Annotated in this window: 13 protein-coding genes; 11 read left to right on the top strand and 2 right to left on the bottom strand. The window is 62.3% G+C overall.

Translation table 11 applies throughout. From position 1 onward, the window contains the following. Positions 1-40 precede the first annotated feature (40 nt). From ACNFCH_RS02575 to ACNFCH_RS02565, 3 genes are all read left to right on the top strand, one after another. Positions 41-586 (top strand): hypothetical protein, encoded by a 546-nt coding sequence (locus ACNFCH_RS02575; protein WP_416742187.1) that lies wholly within the window; start codon positions 41-43, stop codon positions 584-586. Positions 587-946: 360 nt separating this feature from the next. Continuing rightward, entirely contained in the window at positions 947-1,612 is a 666-nt protein-coding gene (locus ACNFCH_RS02570) for a hypothetical protein (protein ID WP_416742186.1), read from the top strand. 7 nt (positions 1,613-1,619) lie between these two features. Continuing rightward, positions 1,620-2,060, top strand: coding sequence for a hypothetical protein (locus ACNFCH_RS02565; protein ID WP_337160172.1), 441 nt, complete (start codon positions 1,620-1,622; stop codon positions 2,058-2,060). Positions 2,061-2,115: 55 nt separating this feature from the next. On the opposite strand, the gene putA is transcribed toward ACNFCH_RS02565, so the two are convergent. After that, the gene (gene putA, locus ACNFCH_RS02560; RefSeq protein WP_337160171.1) at positions 2,116-6,069 is read right to left on the bottom strand and encodes a trifunctional transcriptional regulator/proline dehydrogenase/L-glutamate gamma-semialdehyde dehydrogenase; all 3,954 of its coding nucleotides are present in this window, start codon (positions 6,067-6,069) and stop codon (positions 2,116-2,118) included. Positions 6,070-6,423: 354 nt separating this feature from the next. On the opposite strand from putA, the gene putP reads away from it, so the two are divergent. The 7 genes from putP to ACNFCH_RS02525 all read left to right on the top strand — a co-directional run bounded on the left by putP (position 6,424) and on the right by ACNFCH_RS02525 (position 15,242). Then, complete coding sequence (putP, locus tag ACNFCH_RS02555) at positions 6,424-7,902, top strand: sodium/proline symporter PutP (protein ID WP_337160170.1); 1,479 nt, start codon at positions 6,424-6,426, stop codon at positions 7,900-7,902. A gap of 162 nt (positions 7,903-8,064) precedes the next feature. Beyond that, the gene (locus ACNFCH_RS02550) at positions 8,065-8,901 is read left to right on the top strand and encodes a 23S rRNA (adenine(2030)-N(6))-methyltransferase RlmJ (protein WP_070090523.1); all 837 of its coding nucleotides are present in this window, start codon (positions 8,065-8,067) and stop codon (positions 8,899-8,901) included. A gap of 176 nt (positions 8,902-9,077) precedes the next feature. Next, complete coding sequence (locus ACNFCH_RS02545; RefSeq protein ID WP_070090522.1) at positions 9,078-10,835, top strand: carbamoyltransferase; 1,758 nt, start codon at positions 9,078-9,080, stop codon at positions 10,833-10,835. Further along, positions 10,819-11,949 (top strand): glycosyltransferase, encoded by a 1,131-nt coding sequence (locus ACNFCH_RS02540; RefSeq protein WP_337160169.1) that lies wholly within the window; start codon positions 10,819-10,821, stop codon positions 11,947-11,949. Before ACNFCH_RS02545 ends, ACNFCH_RS02540 begins: the two co-directional genes overlap by 17 nt. After that, positions 11,949-12,845: an antimicrobial resistance protein Mig-14 gene (locus ACNFCH_RS02535; RefSeq protein WP_416742185.1), complete on the top strand. Its 897-nt coding sequence runs from the start codon at positions 11,949-11,951 to the stop codon at positions 12,843-12,845. The genes ACNFCH_RS02540 and ACNFCH_RS02535 overlap by 1 nt, the downstream gene beginning before the upstream one ends. Continuing rightward, positions 12,842-14,257 carry a PIG-L deacetylase family protein gene (locus ACNFCH_RS02530; RefSeq protein ID WP_416742242.1) on the top strand — a complete coding sequence of 472 codons (1,416 nt, stop codon included), beginning with the start codon at positions 12,842-12,844 and terminating at the stop codon, positions 14,255-14,257. Before ACNFCH_RS02535 ends, ACNFCH_RS02530 begins: the two co-directional genes overlap by 4 nt. A gap of 28 nt (positions 14,258-14,285) precedes the next feature. Continuing rightward, positions 14,286-15,242 carry a glycosyltransferase family protein gene (locus ACNFCH_RS02525; protein WP_416742184.1) on the top strand — a complete coding sequence of 319 codons (957 nt, stop codon included), beginning with the start codon at positions 14,286-14,288 and terminating at the stop codon, positions 15,240-15,242. A 94-nt stretch (positions 15,243-15,336) separates the two neighbouring features. Here ACNFCH_RS02525 and ACNFCH_RS02520 read toward each other — a convergent pair whose 3' ends face one another. After that, positions 15,337-15,942, bottom strand: coding sequence for a toluene tolerance protein (locus ACNFCH_RS02520; protein WP_196162537.1), 606 nt, complete (start codon positions 15,940-15,942; stop codon positions 15,337-15,339). A gap of 222 nt (positions 15,943-16,164) precedes the next feature. On the opposite strand from ACNFCH_RS02520, the gene msbA reads away from it, so the two are divergent. Beyond that, complete coding sequence (gene msbA / locus ACNFCH_RS02515; protein WP_337160167.1) at positions 16,165-17,973, top strand: lipid A export permease/ATP-binding protein MsbA; 1,809 nt, start codon at positions 16,165-16,167, stop codon at positions 17,971-17,973. Positions 17,974-17,981 lie beyond the last annotated feature (8 nt).

The raw sequence follows: 17,981 nt of genomic DNA, 5'->3' as shown, positions 1-17,981 counted from the left end.
GGCGAGTCATGTTGCTTGCCTTGAGCCGCGCGAGGTCATTATGGCAGCCTCGCACTTTGCAGGTGGAGGAAATAACGTGTGGCGTGAAGCTTTCACGGTACACGCCCGCGGGCTGTGGACTCCCGTGCTCAACTATCGTCAAAAGGTAAATCTTGTTGTGAACAGCAGACGGATCAGCTGGTGGTGCTGGGGCGCGTTCGATGCCCTGTTGTTAATCGACTACGTGTTCAAGGCGATCGCCGGTGGCAGGGTTCCATTCGTTTCCGATGCGCTACGGATTCCCATGGTCGCCAGCGACGAAGGTATGGCGACCGCTGTGCTTTTTGCCTTGCGCCTGGGCCTGCTGGTGTCAGTGGGAATCAGTTGTGTGCTGTTCTTCGCCCAGCGCAATGGCGTGAAATGGCTGGTGGGGTTGCAACTGCCTGTCAGGTTGCTCTTGTTCATTCCCTCCGTTTCGGTCCTTTACCTGTACGAGGGGTACCAAGCGTCAGCCCATCCGTTGATGTTCTTTTTGATCGTGCTGGCGTGCGAACTGTTCAAAATCTGGACGCTCTGGTTCTTCGGTAGAAGACAGATAGTCGCCTGACTCAATGTCACAGATAAAAAAAGGAGAGCCGAAGCTCTCCTTTTTTGTTCACCTGCCCCCGCCCATACGGTGTTGAAACGGGGCTGGTCTTCACGCGGACACATTTCGTGCAGACGCTAATGATGCATGTCCGGTCAGTGACAGCGAATTAGGTAAATGCTCGTCGCAGTCAGGTGAGACGAGGTTTTATAACTGAGGGCTGTTATTTTTCTGGTTGGCCTGTGACCGCTGAGTGGTGGGCATCTGAAGCAGCGTGGTCTCAGTCAGAATCAGGAAATTCCCTACTTTATTTTCGGTGGGCGTTGATAAACGTTTTTTTCTAAGACACAGATACTGCTGCTTTTTTCAGGATGTGACGCAATGGAGCGACTCTCTCACTGGAAGCAAGTCTGGAAAGAGGATTTAGGCAAGGTAGAAAGTCCTTTTTTTGCAGTGGCACGTGTTCGTAGCAATTTGCGGGAGGGAGGCGACCTGTGGGGGGCAGCAGCGCTTTTGAAATCTTGTGGGCTAAATACATCGAGGAACCTGACTGAAGTGCAGATAGCGCGGGTGTTATGTTCGTTGGAACAAGGGCAATGGATGCTCATGAGGCGGAGGCCTGTTCTTCCCATTGATCCGAAGCGTTATTGGTATGCAAAGTTATGCAGGTCCAGAGTGGATGAGAGATATTGGAGGGGGTACAACGGTCCTGGTAAATGGAAAACACTAAAAATCGAGATGAATAAGGCCGTCACCAGTATGGCGTTCATTGCTAACTTTCTTACTTCGCGAGGTGACGAAGGGCGAGTTTTTTTGTCGTCTGGGAAGGACTATGCCAATACGGCAAGAACGGTTACACAGCAGTGGGTGGCATTGAGGGGTGATGAAAGCGAAATTGCACGTTTATCGGCCATTCATCCTTATGGCGCTGTGCGCAAGGTTACACAGTATTACGTGGAGGCTGACGATCACTGGTCCGTGACAGGAGCATCTTGGCATTGGCGGCCTGTGACTGCTGATGAGAGCTATGAGTTTAGAGAGGAATGAACAGGCAATGCCGACGATCCATCTCAGGCGTCCGATACTGCTCTTTTGGAGTGCAATGGATGCCTTTTATGTGTGTTTCTTGATTATCAGCAGCGTCCGGCGAGGGGACGTGCCGTTTTGGTCTGACCTCAATGCTGCGCTCGTAAACATGCAGAATTGGGGCGGCGGTTTGGAAGTCCTGGTGTGGCTTGGATGGATCACTCAGCTATCGGTAGTCGTGAGTGGTGTCCTGTTTTATGTGGGGTGTAGGCGCGCTCTGCATTTGGCGCTCGTACAGATTCCATTTCGAGTGCTCTTCATCGTCCCTTCCATCGCCTTGATCGTGTTGATTCCAGACCTCAGTGCCGGCTTGTGGCTGGGCCTGTTGATGCTTTCTGAGGCAGTCAAGGGCTGGAGCCTCTGGTGGCTATGGCGTAACTGGCCTGCTTACCCCCTTCGCGGCGCGTAAATGTCACAGATAAAAAAAGGAGAGCCGAAGCTCTCCTTTTTTGTTCAGCGGTGAATCAGCCGATGGTCATCAGGCTGGCGTTGCCGCCTGCCGCTGCGGTGTTGACGCTCACCGCGCGCTCGATCACCAGGCGCTCCAGGGCGATCTGGTGGTCGCCGCTCGAGAGGCCGTGGACACCGACGATGGCACCGGCGCGCTTGGCTACCTGCTCGCAGACGCCGCGCAATTGGTCGGAGTCGCCGTGGTGGATGACGGCGTCGAAGGCGACTTCGTCCTTCTGCCAGTCGGCCACCAGCTTGACCTTCGCTTGCAGCTCCTTCGGCAGGCGGGCGCGCAGGCTCTTGGCAGGCTCCGCGTCGACCCATACCGCCGAGCTGCCCACGGCCAGTACGGCAGCCAGCTGAGCCAGCAGATCGCCGTCGTTGTCGGCCAGGCATAGCACGTGCTCACGTGGCAGCACGGTGTAGGTGTTGCGCTCGCCGGTCGGGCCGGGCAGCACGCGGCTGATACCGCTCTGGGACTGGGCGGCGAACTGTTCGCACAGGTTGGCCAGGTCGCCCAGCTGGCTGCTGGCGGCCCAGGTCTTGAGGGTCTGCAGCGGCTTGATCAGCTGGTCACGCAGGACGGTGTCGACCTTGCCTTCGCCGTCGACACGCTGGAAGTGGCGGGCGATGGCGTCGGCCGGGCGGGTCGACAGCAGGCGGTACAGGTACAGCGGGCCACCGGCTTTCGGACCGGTGCCGGACAGGCCTTCACCACCGAACGGCTGGACGCCGACCACGGCACCGACAATGTTGCGGTTGACGTACATGTTGCCGGCGTTGACGTTGTCCACCACCTTGGCGATGGTCTCGTCGATGCGGGTATGTACGCCCAGGGTCAGGCCGTAGCCGGAGGCGTTGATCTGCTCGATCAGCTGGTTGAGCTCGTTGCGGTTGTAGCGCACCACGTGCAGGACCGGGCCGAAGATCTCGCGCTTGAGCTCGTCGAAGCTTTCCAGCTCGATCAGCGTTGGCATCACGAAGGTGCCGCGCTTGATCTCTTCGCCTTCGGCGATGGCGACCTGATAGACCGAGCGGCCTTTGTCGCGCATGCCCTGGATGTGCTTCTCGATACCTGCCTTGGCTTCGGCGTCGATGACCGGGCCGATGTCCACGGACAGGCGCTCGGGGTTGCCCAGGCGGCTTTCGGCCATGGCGCCCTTGAGCATCTCGATCACGCGGTCGGCGGAATCTTCCTGCAGGCACAGCACGCGCAGGGCCGAGCAACGTTGACCGGCACTGTCGAACGCGGAGGACACCACGTCGATCACCACCTGCTCGGTGAGGGCCGAGGAGTCGACGATCATGGCGTTCTGGCCGCCGGTTTCGGCGATCAGCGGGATCGGACGGCCCTGGTTGTCCAGGCGGCCGGCGATGTTGCGTTGCAGCAGGCGAGCGACTTCGGTGGAACCGGTGAACATCACGCCCTTGACGCGCTCGTCACCGACCAGTCCGGCACCGACGGTTTCGCCGCGGCCTGGCAGCAGTTGCAGCACGCCTTCAGGGATGCCGGCTTCCAGCATCAGGCGGACGGCCTGAGCGGCGACCAGCGGGGTCTGTTCGGCAGGTTTGGCCAGGACCGGGTTGCCCGCGGCCAGGGCGGCGGCCACCTGGCCGGAGAAGATCGCCAGCGGGAAGTTCCACGGACTGATGCACACCACCGGACCCAGCGGGCGGCAGCTGTCGTTGCTGAAGTCGTTGCGCGCCTGCACTGCGTAGTAACGCAGGAAATCCACTGCCTCGCGCACTTCGGCGATGGCGTTGGCGTAGGTCTTGCCGGCTTCGCGCACCAGCAGGCCCATCAGCGGTTGGATATCGGCTTCCATCAGGTCCGCGGCGCGTTCGAGGATCGCGGCGCGTTCGGCGGGCGGAGTGGCCTGCCAGATTGGCGCGGCATTGAGCGCGCATTGGATGGCATTGTCGACGTCCGCGACGGTGGCTTCCTGCACGTGGCCGACGACATCACGATGATCGGCCGGGTTGAGCACCTGTGCGGCTGGCTGCTCGCTGGCTGCGCAGGCCAGCAGCGGGGCGGCCTTCCAGTCGTTGTGGGCGGTGGCCAGCAGGGCGCAGGACAGCGACGCCAGGCGATGTTCGTTAGCCATGTCGATGCCGGCCGAGTTGGCCCGCTCGCTGCCATACAGTTCACGCGGCATCGGAATGCGCGGGTGCGGCAGGCCGATGCTGCCTTCCTGGGTGCCCATGCGCTCGATGCTGGCGACCGGGTCGGCGACCAGTTCCTGGATGGAGATCGAGTGGTCGGCGATGCGGTTGACGAACGAGGTGTTGGCGCCGTTTTCCAGCAGGCGACGGACCAGGTAGGCCAGCAGGGTTTCGTGGGTGCCGACTGGGGCGTACACGCGGCACGGACGGTTCAGCTTGCCTTCGGAGACCTTGCCCACCACCTGCTCGTACAGCGGCTCGCCCATGCCATGCAGGCACTGGAACTCGTACTGGCCGGGGTAGTAGTTCTGGCCGGCGATGTGGTAGATGGCCGACAGGGTGTGGGCGTTGTGGGTGGCGAACTGCGGATAGATGGCTTCCGGGACCGACAGCAGCTTGCGGGCGCATGCGATGTAGGAAACGTCGGTGTAAACCTTGCGGGTGTACACCGGATAGCCTTCCAGGCCTTCGACTTGGGCGCGCTTGATCTCGCTGTCCCAGTAGGCGCCCTTGACCAGGCGAATCATCAGGCGATGGCGGCTGCGCTTGGCCAGGTCGATGACGTAGTCGATCACGTACGGGCAGCGCTTCTGGTAGGCCTGGATGACGAAGCCGATGCCGTTCCAGCCGGCCAGCGAGGGTTCGAAGCACAGGCGCTCGAGCAGGTCCAGGGACAGCTCCAGGCGGTCGGCTTCCTCGGCGTCGATGTTCAGGCCGATGTCGTACTGCTTGGCCAGTTGGGTCAGCGACAGCAGGCGCGGGTACAGCTCTTCCATCACACGCTCGTACTGGGCGCGGCTGTAGCGCGGGTGCAGTGCGGAGAGCTTGATGGAGATGCCCGGGCCTTCATAGATGCCGCGGCCGTGGGAAGCTTTGCCGATCGAGTGGATCGCCTGCTCGTAGGAGGCCAGGTACTTCTGGGCGTCGTGCTCGGTCAGGGCAGCCTCGCCGAGCATGTCGTAGGAGTAGCGGAAGCCCTTGGCTTCGAACTTGCTGGCGTTGGCCAGGGCTTCGGCGATGGTCTCGCCGGTGACGAACTGTTCGCCCATCAGGCGCATGGCCATGTCGACGCCCTTGCGGATCATCGGTTCGCCGCTCTTGCCGATGATGCGGGTGAGCGAGGAGGTCAGGCCGGATTCGTTGTGGGTGGAGACCAGCTTGCCGGTCAGCAGCAGGCCCCAGGTGGCGGCGTTGACGAACAGCGACGGGCTGTTGCCCAGGTGCGGCTGCCAGTTGCCGGTGCTGATCTTGTCGCGGATCAGGGCGTCACGGGTGCCTTTGTCCGGGATGCGCAGCAGGGCTTCGGCCAGGCACATCAGTGCCACGCCTTCCTGGGACGACAGGGAGAACTCCTGCAGCAGGCCCTGGACGATGCCGGCGCGGCCGCTGGCACTCTTCTGGTTGCGCAGTTTTTCGGCAATGCCGGCAGCCAGCTTGTTGGTGGCCTCGGCCTGCTCGGTGGAGAGGCGCGCCTGCTCCAGCAGCATCGGCACCACTTCAGGCTCGGGGCGGCGGTAGGCGGCGGTAATGGCCGACCGCAGGACCGATTGCGGCAGAATGCTTTCGGCGAACTCGAGGAAGCACTGGTGGCTGTGGTCGGGCTGAACGTCGCCGGCATCATCGCTGAGGCTGGCGGCATGGCCGTTGAGTTCGTTCAGGGTAGCGCCACCCTCGAGCTTCTCCAGGTAGTTGAAGATCGCCTGCTTGATCAACCAGTGCGGCGTGCGGTCGATGGACTGCGCAGCTGCTTTGAGTCGCTCACGGGTCGGGTCGTCGAGTTTGACCCCAAGGGTGGTCGTCGCCATTTCTTATCCTCGTTATTGCCACGGATGTGGCCTAAGCTGGCGGCAAGATTAGCTGTAGGACAATCTGGGTGCAACCGGGTGCAACCCGTTTTTTGATCGGCGTAGGTGCAACTCGTCCGACGGCTTCTTCGATGGCATGAAAAAGTACTTTCTTGGTGCTTTTTCTTATGAAAACCACGGGTTTTGAAACAAAAAGGCGCAAAGAAGCGGTTTTGTCTGAAAATGCAGGTCCGGGTGCAACTTGCAAATGAAAAAGGGTTGCACCTCGTTCATGTTGTTGCATAGGATGCGCCGCCTAGGTGCAACCGCCTTGCCGGCGGTCGCAAGACATAAAAACAACGCCAGGGCACAACCATGGGCAATCCACTCACGATCACCTTCGTGATCTACATTGCGGCAATGGTGCTGATCGGCTTCGCCGCCTATCGCTCCACCAAGAACCTCTCCGACTACATCCTGGGCGGACGCAGCCTCGGTAGCGTGGTCACCGCGCTTTCGGCCGGCGCCTCCGACATGAGCGGCTGGCTGCTGATGGGCCTGCCGGGCGCCATCTACTTCGCAGGTCTTTCCGAAGCCTGGATCGCCATCGGCCTGACCGTCGGCGCCTACCTCAACTGGTTGTTCGTCGCTGGCCGTCTGCGTGTGCAGACCGAGTACAACGGCGATGCCCTGACCCTGCCGGACTACTTCTCCAGCCGCTTCGAAGACAACAGCGGTCTGCTGCGAGTGATCTCGGCCATCGTCATCCTGGTGTTCTTCACCATCTACTGCGCTTCCGGCATCGTCGCTGGCGCCCGCCTGTTCGAAAGCACCTTCGGCATGCCGTACGAGACCGCCCTGTGGGCCGGCGCCGCCGCCACCATCGCCTACACCTTCGTCGGCGGTTTCCTGGCGGTGAGCTGGACCGATACCGTCCAGGCTTCGCTGATGATCTTCGCCCTGATCCTCACTCCGATCATCGTGCTGATCTCCACTGGCGGCTTCGACACCACCTTCCTGGCCATCGAAGCGCAGAACCCTGCCAACTTCGACATGTTCCGCGGTGCGACCTTCATCGGCATCATCTCCCTGATGGGCTGGGGTCTGGGCTACTTCGGTCAGCCGCACATCCTGGCGCGCTTCATGGCCGCCGACTCGGTCAAGTCGATCGCCAAGGCCCGTCGTATCTCCATGACCTGGATGATCCTGTGCCTGGCCGGTACCTGCGCCGTCGGTTTCTTCGGTATCGCCTACTTCTCGGCTCACCCCGAACTCGCCGGTCCTGTCACCGAGAACCACGAGCGTGTGTTCATCGAGCTGGCCAAGATCCTGTTCAACCCGTGGGTCGCCGGTGTCCTGCTGTCGGCCATCCTGGCCGCGGTGATGAGCACCCTGAGCTGCCAGCTGCTGGTGTGCTCCAGCGCCCTGACCGAAGACTTCTACAAATCCTTCCTGCGCAAGAATGCCTCCCAGCGTGAGCTGGTCTGGGTCGGTCGCCTGATGGTCCTGGCCGTGGCCCTGATCGCCATCGCCATGGCCGCCAACCCGGAAAACCGCGTACTGGGCCTGGTGGCCTACGCCTGGGCCGGCTTCGGCGCGGCCTTCGGTCCGGTTGTGCTGATCTCTGTGCTGTGGAAAGGCATGACCCGCAATGGTGCGCTGGCCGGTATCGTTATCGGCGCCCTGACCGTGATCCTGTGGAAGAACTACGTCGGCATGGGGCTGTACGAAATCATCCCAGGCTTCCTGTTCGCCAGCATCGCCATCGTTGTGGTGAGCAAGCTGGGCAGCCCGTCGAGCAGCATGGTTTCGCGCTTTGAAACCGCTGATGCGGCGTACCACTCGAACAAGTAAGACCTTCTGGGTCGGCTGCGATCTTTTTGCGGGTAAGTCCGCTTCTATAGCTGCTTCACTGGGCTTGTGAAGGCGGGTTTTCCCGCGAATGCTTCACCCCGACTGCCGTACCTGACTCCGCTGGCGCGACAAGGTAAACTTGTCGCCCCCGCAGGAGTTGCCATGAACTATCGTCACGCCTTCCACGCCGGCAACCATGCCGACGTCCTCAAGCACATCGTGCTGACACGCCTCATCGCCCTGATGTCGCGCAAGGAACAGCCATTCGCCTACATCGATACCCATGCCGGTCTCGGCCTGTACGACCTGCAGGGCGACCAGGCGACCCGCACTGGCGAATACCTCGAAGGTGTCGCTCGGCTCTGGAATCGCGAAGACCTGCCAGCCGTCACCGCTGACTACCTGCGTATCATCAAGCGCCTGAACCCGGACGGCGAGCTGCGTTACTACCCCGGTTCCCCGGAGCTGGCACGGCGCCTGATGCGTCAGCAGGATCGGGCGTTGCTCAATGAGAAGCACCCTGAAGACGGCCCGCTGCTCAAGGACAACATGAAGAAAGACCCGCGCGTGGTCGTGCACCTGGGGGAGGGCTGGCATGTGCCTCGGGCCTTGCTGCCGGTCCAGGAAAAGCGCGCAGTGATGCTGATCGACCCGCCGTTCGAGCAGGCCGATGAGCTCAAGCGCTGCACCGTGGCGATGAAAGAGGCGATCGGTCGCATGCGCCAGACTGTTGCGGCGATCTGGTACCCGATCAAGGATCAGCGCTCGCTGACACGTTTCTATCAGGACCTGACCAGCACTGGGGCACCCAAGTTGCTGCGGGTCGAGCTGTACGTCCATCACCAGGACAGCCCGCAGGGCCTCAATGGCTCGGGCCTGGCCATCGCCAATCCGCCTTGGGGTTTGGAAGAGGAACTGCGCGAGCTGTTGCCATGGCTGGCCAATGAGTTGGCGCAAACGGCCGGCAGCTTCCGCATGGACTGGCTGATCGCCGAGTAAAAGAGCCTGCTGCCCAAGCTATCACAGGCTGCGCTAGCGCCCGCGGTGCAGCACTGGCTCCTGCGGCCCCTTCCGGCAATCGCACCCCCTGCTGTTTGCGTTATAATTCCGCCCTTTAGCCGCCATCCGCCTGCAAGGCCGATGGCGCATCCCTACCGAAAGAAGAGGCTAGACCCTTGGCATTGACGATTCTTGGCCTGTCCGGCGCCCTTAGCCATGACCCTTCCGCGGCCCTGTACATCGACGGCAAACTGGTTGCCGCCGCCGAAGAAGAGCGCTTCGTGCGTGACAAGCATGCGAAGAACCGCATGCCCTACGAGTCGGCGAAGTTCTGTCTGGAGCAGGCCGGCATCAAGCCGTCCGACGTCGACGTGGTGGCCATTCCGTTCGCCCCCATCAGCCTGTTCGGCAAGGCGCGCTGGCACTACGCCAAGCGCTACTGGTACGCCCCGGATCGCGCCCTTGACGCGATCCTGATGGGCAACCGTCGCTACAAGCGCTACCGCAAGAAGATCGTCTGGTGCCTGGAGCAGTTGGGCTTCGATCCGAAAAAGATCAAGATCGAGCCGGTCGAGCACCACCTGGCCCACGCCTCCAGCGCCTATCACTGCTCGGGCTTCAAGGAAAAGACCGCGATCCTCGGTATCGACGGCAAAGGCGAGTACGCCACCACCTTCTTCGGCTACGGCGAGAACGGCAAGATCCACAAGATCAAGGAGTTCTACGATCCGGACTCCCTGGGCGGCCTGTATGGTGCGATCACCGAGTTCCTCGGCTTCGAGATGCTCGATGGCGAGTTCAAGGTCATGGGCATGGCGCCGTATGGCGATGCCAGCAAGTATGACTTCTCCCGTCTGGCCAGCTTCGAGAATGGCGAACTGGTGATCAACACCGAGTACGCCAACGTCATCGGCCTGCGCCGCTATAAAGAGAAGGGCAAGGGCTTCTACTTCTCGCCCAAGCTGATCGAGTGGCTGGGGCCCAAGCGTGAAGGCGACATCGCCGACGAGCCTTATATCCATTACGCCGCGAGCATGCAGGCGCTGTTCGAGAAGCTCGCGCTGCAGATGATCGACCACTATCTGGGCGACATCCTCAAACAGGGTGGCAAGCTGGCCTTCGCCGGCGGCTGCGCACTGAACGTCAAGCTCAACCAGAAGATCATCGCCCGCCCGGACGTCAAGGAACTGTTCGTCCAGCCGGCCTCCGGCGATGCCGGTACCGCCGTCGGTGCCGCAGCCTATGTTTCCCACGCCCGCGGTGTGCCGGTCGAGAAGATGGAACACGTTTACCTCGGCCCTTCGTACTCCAACGAAGATGTGATCGCGGCCTGTGCCCGTCATCCGAATGCACCCAAGTGGCGCAAGATCGACGACATGCCGCAGCGCATCGCTAAGATCATGGTCGATGGCAATCCTGTGGCCTGGTTCCAGGGCCGCATGGAGTTCGGCCCGCGTGCATTGGGTGGTCGTTCGATCATCGGCTGCCCAAGCGTGCCGGGCGTGGCCGACCGGATCAACGAGCAGATCAAGTTCCGCGAGCGCTGGAGACCCTTCTGCCCGTCGATGCTCGATACCGTCGGGCCGCAGATGATCAAGGTCGATCACCCAGCGCCTTTCATGACCTTCACCTTCGAGGTCGCCGAGGAATGGAAGACCCGCGTGCCAGAGGTGGTCCACGAGGATGGTACCTCTCGCGCCCAGGTGCTCAAGCGTGAATACAACCCACGCTACTACGACATGATGAAGGCCCTCGAGGACCTCACCGGCAATGGCGTGTCGCTGAACACCTCGCTGAACCGCCGTGGCGAACCCATGATCTGCTCGCCGACCGACGCCCTGAACATGTTCTTCGGCTCGGACCTGCAGTACCTGATCATGGAAGACATCCTGGTAGTCAAGGACGGCGCGGCGCCTTATGACCAACCGCTCTGAACGGCGCGTCCTGCAGTTCTGCCACGGCTATGACGGGCCATTCCTGGACTGTGCCCGTCAATATGCCAGCCTGTTCGAGGGCAGCGGCTACAAGGTCACCACGGTCTTTCTCACCGGCAAGGCCGACCCGAAGGTAGCCGCTGGCTGTGCGTCGGACGAAGTGCTGTTCCTGGAGTTCAGCTCCAAGGCCGTACGTGGCCTGAAGCTGGGCGCGATCGCCGCGCTGCGCAAGATCGCCGCGGCCCGCGACTTCAGCTTCTGCATCGCCCACCGCTTCAAGCCGATCTATGTGGCGCTGCTGGGTACCGGCTTGCCGGTGATCGGCGTGCACCACGCGTTCGGTGACTACCAGCGCGGTGGTCGGCGCCTGTTCGCCAACCTGTTCAGAAAGCGCCTGAGCCTGCTCGGCGTCTCCGACGCGGTGCGTGACGACATGCGCCGGTGCCTGGCGCAGTGGCCGGCCGAGCGAATCCAGACCCTGTACAACCGCATCGATGTCCCGGGCCTGCAGGCCAGCCTAGTGCCGCGTGATGAAGCGCGCCAGGCCCTGGGGCTCGATCCGCAGGCATGGATTGTCGGCAACGTCGGTCGCCTGCACCCCGACAAGGACCAGGCCACCTTGCTGCGAGGCTTTGCCGAGGCGTTGCCTGGCCTGCCTGCCGGTGCTCGTCTGGCGATCCTGGGCGAAGGCCGGCTGGAAGCTGCGCTCAAGGCGCAGGCGGCGCAGCTGGGTATTGCCGGTCAGGTGGACTTTTTGGGGCAGGTGCCCAATGCGCGTCGTTATTTTCAGGCGTTCGATGTGTTCGCCTTGAGTTCCGATCATGAGCCGTTCGGCATGGTCCTGCTGGAGGCGATGGTCGCCGGTGTACCGCTGCTGGCCACCGCGTGTGGCGGTGCGCTGGAGGTGGTCGAAGGCGTGGGTGTGCTGTTCCCGCTGGGGGATGCCGGGCAACTGGCACAGGGCCTTAAGCACATGGCCGGGCTGGATGCGTCGCAGCGCCAGGCGTGCGCCGAGCACATGCTGCAACGCCTGCATGAGCGGTTTTCCGATCAGGCCGTGCGCGAGGCCTTCTGGGCTCTGCCGCAGGTTCGGGCGCTGGTGGCGGAGGCGTGATGCTCAATCATATCCGGGCCCTGCGCGAGCGCGGCTGGTCCGTCATCGATGGGCAGGCCTACGCCGATGCCTGGCAGCGCTTTGGCGGCAGTGTCGCCACCCATCCACAGGTAGTCGAGCAATTGGCCGGGCTGGCCCAGATCCCAGTGCGATACCTGGGCTGGCACCAGGCGGGTGAACTCAAGGCCGCGATTCCCACCTGGGGGCGTCACCTGGCGCTGTCCAAGGATGTGCTCAAGCGCCACGGCAAGAAGGGCCTGTTCGACCTGGGCAACGCGGAAATCATCCTGCCCGCTGCCGCTGATGCCGGGGCGCCACTGCGCCATGCGGCGCGTTATCTCTCCGCGCTGAACCAGGGGCGATTCACCGGCCTCAAGGCGCAAGCCGAGCAGTTGGCCATGGCCCGCCTACCCGAGGACTTGTCGAAGAAGTTCCGCTACAACCAGCGCCGCGAGCTGCGCCTGCTGGAAGAAGCAGGCGGGGTGGTGCGGCCGATCAGCGATTTCAGCGCGGCCGAGATTGCCGCCATGTACTGTGACCTGTTCCAGCGCCGCTGGGGCTTCCCGGCCACGGGGGCGGCGCGCATGGCCGAGGTGTTGGAGCGCCTGCGGGATTTGCTGATCGGCTCGGTGCTGCTGCTCGATGGGGCACCGATCGCGATCCAGTTGGTGTACCGAGTCGAGGCGCCGGAATGGGTCAGTGTCGAGTACATCAATGGGGGGGTAGACCCCGAGACCAAGGCCTTCAGTCCGGGCAGCGTCCTGAGCTTCCTCAATACCCAGGCTGCCTGGGAGGATGCTCGAGCACGCAACAAACCGCTGCGGTTCTCTTTCGGTCGTGCTGACCGCGAGTACAAGGACCGCTGGTGCAACCCCGTGCCGGTATTCCAATCGTGAGCCGCAAGCAGCAGTTGCTCAAGCGGCATCGGCGCAACAAGCGCCTGGGCCTGCTGCTGGGGCTGGTCCTGCTGATCGTCATAGGTGTGGCGAGCTGGTGGTGGCTGCCGCTGTTGCTGTTGCCGCTGCTGTGGGTCGCGCACGAGGCCTGGTTTGCCGATCACCTGTTTTATTCGCCCTCCGAAGACTATGCCTTCCGATTCGGCGAGCAGACCCGCGAGGCCGCCGCGCGGCTTCATGCCGGCCTGCTCCAGGTCGATGCGCCGCTGGCGGGTGATGAGACGCTGATCCTCGAAGTACGGGTCAAGGCCAATTGGCTGGGACGCTTTCTCGACCCTCGGGTGATGCTGCACGGCGAGTCCGAGCAGGATCGCCAGACCTTCGAGCGCGGCGTCGATGGCGTGCGCTTTCTGAACCTGACCGGTTTCGCCGCGCCGCTGATGGCGGGCACCTTGCGCCTGCGCGGCCGCCACTGCCGATTGATCGGCGAACCTCGCCTGTGGATAACCCCTTCGATCGAATTGCACAAGCGCCGCGTCATGGTCATCGCGCCCCATGCCGATGACGCCGAACTCGCAGCCTATGGCCTGTACAGCCAGGCCGAAGAAGCCTGGGTGGTGACCCTGACCGCAGGCGAGATCGAGGCGGAGCACTACCAACAGATGGGTTTGCCCAAGGCTGAGGCCGCGCGTCTGAAAGGCCGTCTGCGTGCCTGGGACAGTATTGCGGTGCCGCGCTGGGCCGGGGTGCCGGAGTCGCGCTGTGTGCAGTTGGGCTATTTCTGCCTGCAACTGCCGGCGATGCACGCGGCGCCAGACCAGCCAGTGGGCTCGCGCGAGGCCGATATGGCCGATACCCGCCCGTTCCGCCGTTTCAACGCCTTCGACTTGCCTGGCGATGCCGATGGTGCGCCGACTTGGAACAACCTGTTGGCCGATCTGCGCGCGGTACTCGAGCAGGCGCGACCCCAGGTGCTGGTGATGCCGCACCCACAGCTGGATCCGCATCCCGATCACATCTGTGCCCAAGCAGCGGTGCTGGAGGCGTTGCAGGGTCTGGATTGGCAGCCCGAGACGCTGCTGTGCTACGCCAACCACCTGCACGACAACGACCGCTGGCCGATGGGCGACAGCGGCGATGGCGTTGCCTTGCCGCCGCAGATGAGCGCGGACCAGGCCTGGGCACCATGCAGCCAGGTGCTGAGCCTGGCCACCCAGCGTGACAAGGCCATGGCCCTGGGCATGATGCACGACCTGCAGCCATCCGCGCCGTTCAAGCGTCGCTTGCGGCGTGCCCTGCAGCACTGGCTGGCGGGGCGCAAGCCGTCGCCCTATGGCGAGAACGAATTCTTCCGCAAGGCGGTACGCCGCCATGAGCTGTTCTGGCGTCGCCCATTTGAGCGCGACGAATGATTGAAGGCGCAGAGGCCCAAGCAAAGCAATGAAAGTCCTATTTCTGGTGCAGAAGGAGCAACGGGCGATCCTCGATCGTCTGTACGACGGTGTGGCCGCCAATTGCGATTGCGACCTGCGCTGGCTGAGCAGCGAGGACCAACGCAACCTGCGTCGCTACTTCAAGCGCGAGGTGGATGTCACGCGCTACGACCGAATCGTGTTCTTCCTGCGCTTCAAGCAGGAGATCCGCCAGGTCCCTTTCATCCGCAGCGTGCCCAACCTGGTGATTCTCGAGCACGACGCCTACCAGAACTACATCCCCTGCAAGTACACCGGCAAGTTCAGTGCGCACTATCGCCAACTGCCGTGGGCTCGGGTGATCAGCTCCGGCTACATGGTCAGCGAGCGACTGCGTCAGGAAGGTTTCGACGCGGTGTTCGTCCCCAAGGGCTACGACGAGCAACTGCTCACCGACCAAGGGCGCGAACGCGATATCGAGTTGGCCTTCGTCGGCAGCACGGGGAGCGTCGCCTACAGCGGCCGCAAGGCGTTACTCGACGAGCTTGGTCAGGTCGAGAACCTGGTGGTGACACGCACCAAGTCCGGCGAAGACTACTGCAACACGCTCAACCGCATTCGCTTCTTCGTCAGTGCCGACGTGGGCATGGGCGAATACATGATCAAGAACTTCGAGGCCATGGCCTGTGGCTGCGTGCTGCTGGCCTACGACCAGGGCGAGGCGGAGAACCGCGCGCTGGGCCTTGAGGACATGCACAACGTGGTGCTGTACGACAGCATTCCGATGTTGCAGGAGAAATTGAACGTCTTGCGCAACGACCCTGAGCTCGCCGAGCGCATTGCGCGCAAGGGGCGCGAGCTTGCGGTTTCACGCTTTAGCTTCGCCGAGGTGGGGCGCAGTATCGTCGAGCAAATGACGCCAGCGCTGCGTCCACACCCGCCACTGACCCGTTGGCAACGCCTGCGCCTGGCGCTGGGGGTCTGATCGGTTCCTTCTGCCTGTATCTGGGGCTGCCGAACAGTCCCAGGATCAGCCGCTATCTATCCAGGATTGCTGCTCTCACACGAGCCAGCAGGCATCAATGGCTCAGCAGCGCAGCCTCGAAGTCGGTGACGGGGAACTGGTTGGCGAGTTTTTCCCGCTCGATGTAGCGCGCCATGTGCTGGACATTGCGCCGTACCATCCGCGCCGAAAGCGGCGCCCGCAAGAAGCGCATGTCCGCTACATCGATCAGCCCCAGGCGTTGGTCAGGTGTCATCACCACGTTGCCCAGGTGCAGCGAGCGAAAATAGATGCCCGAGCGGTGCAAGTGCCGGATCAGGTCGATCAGTCGTGGCAACAGGGCATCCCAGCTGAAGCCGGGTTTGCGCGACAGTTGCAGCAACGTCTCGCCTGGCAAGGGGTGGTACAGCACCGCGGTGCGCCCTGGCAGTTCGAGCTTGTGGTGGCTGATCACTTCCAGGGTGGGGATCCCCAGTTGCGTCAGGCGTGCCGCGTTGTCGACGAAACGCTGCGAGTAGGGGCGCAGCAATGCAGATGAAATCAAACGCTTGCGACGAAAGATTTTAAGGATATTGCCATTCCCTAGCAGGTAGACTTTGGCGCCGTAGCTATCTGCCTCTAGAACCTTGGCACCGAGTGTCAGCTGATCGAAGTCGACCTGGGAAAGCCGGGAGCATTGCATGGGTAGGGCCTTGTCGTCTGGCAAGCAAAATGACGGCAATAATGCCGAAAATAATGCGTCAGTACCATGATGGTGGCGTTTGATTGTTTCAGGGATGAAACCATGAAGGAGTGTGCCGGTCCGTGCCGCGACTGGCCGGGTAGGTCTGGAGTGCCCCTGAAGCGTGCCCTGGACAAACCCTGTGTTAAAATTTCCGGTTCAACCTGAACAGCGAGCTCGATGATGGCCGAAACACCGCTACCGGCGGAGCAAACCTCCAGCCTGAAGATCTACTTCCGGCTGCTGAGCTACGTCAAACCCTATATCGGCATTTTCCTGCTGAGTATCGTGGGTTTCGTGATCTTCGCCTCCACCCAACCGATGCTGGCGGGGATTCTCAAGTATTTCGTCGATGGATTGAGCGATCCACAGGCGGTCCTGTTCCCCGACGTTCCCTACCTCAAAGACATGCAGCTGCTGCAGGCCGTGCCGTTGCTGATCATCTTGATCGCTGCCTGGCAGGGCCTGGGTTCGTTCCTGGGCAACTTTTACCTGGCCAAGGTCTCCCTGGGCCTGGTGCATGACCTGCGGGTGGAGTTGTTCAACAAGCTGTTGGTGCTGCCGAACCGCTACTTCGACAGCCACAACTCCGGTCACCTGATTTCCCGCATCACCTTCAACGTGACCATGGTCACCGGCGCTGCCACCGACGCGATCAAGGTAGTGATCCGCGAAGGCCTGACCGTGGTGTTCCTGTTTGCCTACCTGCTGTGGATGAACTGGAAGCTGACGTTGGTGATGGTTGCCATCCTGCCGGTCATCGCCCTGATGGTCAGCACCGCCAGCAAGAAGTTTCGCAAGCAGAGCAAGAAGATCCAGGTGGCCATGGGTGACGTCACCCACGTGGCATCCGAGACCATCCAGGGCTATCGCGTGGTCCGCAGCTTCGGCGGCGAGTCCTACGAGCAGCGTCGCTTCAGCAACGCCAGTCAGAGCAACACCGACAAGCAACTGCGCATGACCAAGACCGGCGCGTTGTATACGCCGATGCTGCAACTGGTGATCTACAGCGCCATGGCCGCGCTGATGTTCCTGGTGCTGTTCCTGCGCGGCGATGCCTCGGCCGGTGACCTGGTGGCCTACATCACCGCCGCAGGCCTGCTGCCCAAGCCGATTCGCCAGCTTTCGGAGGTCAGCTCCACCATCCAGAAGGGCTTGGCCGGCGCCGAAAGTATCTTCGAGCAGCTGGACGAGAAGCCCGAGGTGGACACCGGTACCGTGGAGAAGGACAAGGTCGAAGGCCGTCTGGAGGTGCGCAACCTCAGCTTCACCTACCCAGGGACTGAGCGCCAGGTGCTGAGCGATATCAGCTTCACCGCCGAGCCTGGGCAGATGATCGCCCTGGTGGGGCGCTCCGGCAGCGGCAAGTCCACACTGGCGGCGCTGATTCCGCGCTTCTACCACCATGATCAGGGGCAGATCCTGCTCGATGGTGTGGAAATCGAGCAGTACCGTCTGCGCAACCTGCGCCGTCATGTGTCCCAGGTGACCCAGCATGTCACCCTGTTCAACGACACTGTCGCCAACAACATCGCCTATGGTGACTTGGCTGGCGCGCCGCGCGAGGCGATCGAGGCCGCCGCCGCCGATGCCTATGCCAAGGATTTCGTCGACCAACTGCCCAAGGGCTTCGACACCGAGGTCGGCGAGAATGGCGTGCTGCTCTCCGGCGGTCAGCGCCAACGCCTGGCGATCGCCCGCGCGCTGCTCAAGAACGCACCGCTGCTGATCCTCGACGAGGCCACCTCAGCGTTGGATACCGAGTCCGAGCGGCATATCCAGGCGGCGTTGGACCACGTGATGGAAGGTCGCACCACCTTGGTGATCGCTCACCGCCTGTCGACCATCGAGAAGGCCGACCTGATCCTGGTCATGGACCAGGGGCGTCTGGTGGAGCGCGGCACCCATGCCGAGCTGCTTCAGGCTAATGGCCATTATGCCCGCCTGCACGCCATGGGGCTGGACGAGCCTGAAAAGGCCGATATCACCTGAACCCCCTG

The sequence above is a fragment of the Pseudomonas sp. NY15354 genome (genome assembly GCF_048068075.1).
Taxonomy (GTDB): Bacteria; Pseudomonadota; Gammaproteobacteria; order Pseudomonadales; family Pseudomonadaceae; genus Aquipseudomonas; species Aquipseudomonas guariconensis_C.
The sequence above is the reverse complement of the archived record's forward strand: the minus strand, read 5'-3'. Positions and strand labels throughout refer to the sequence as shown.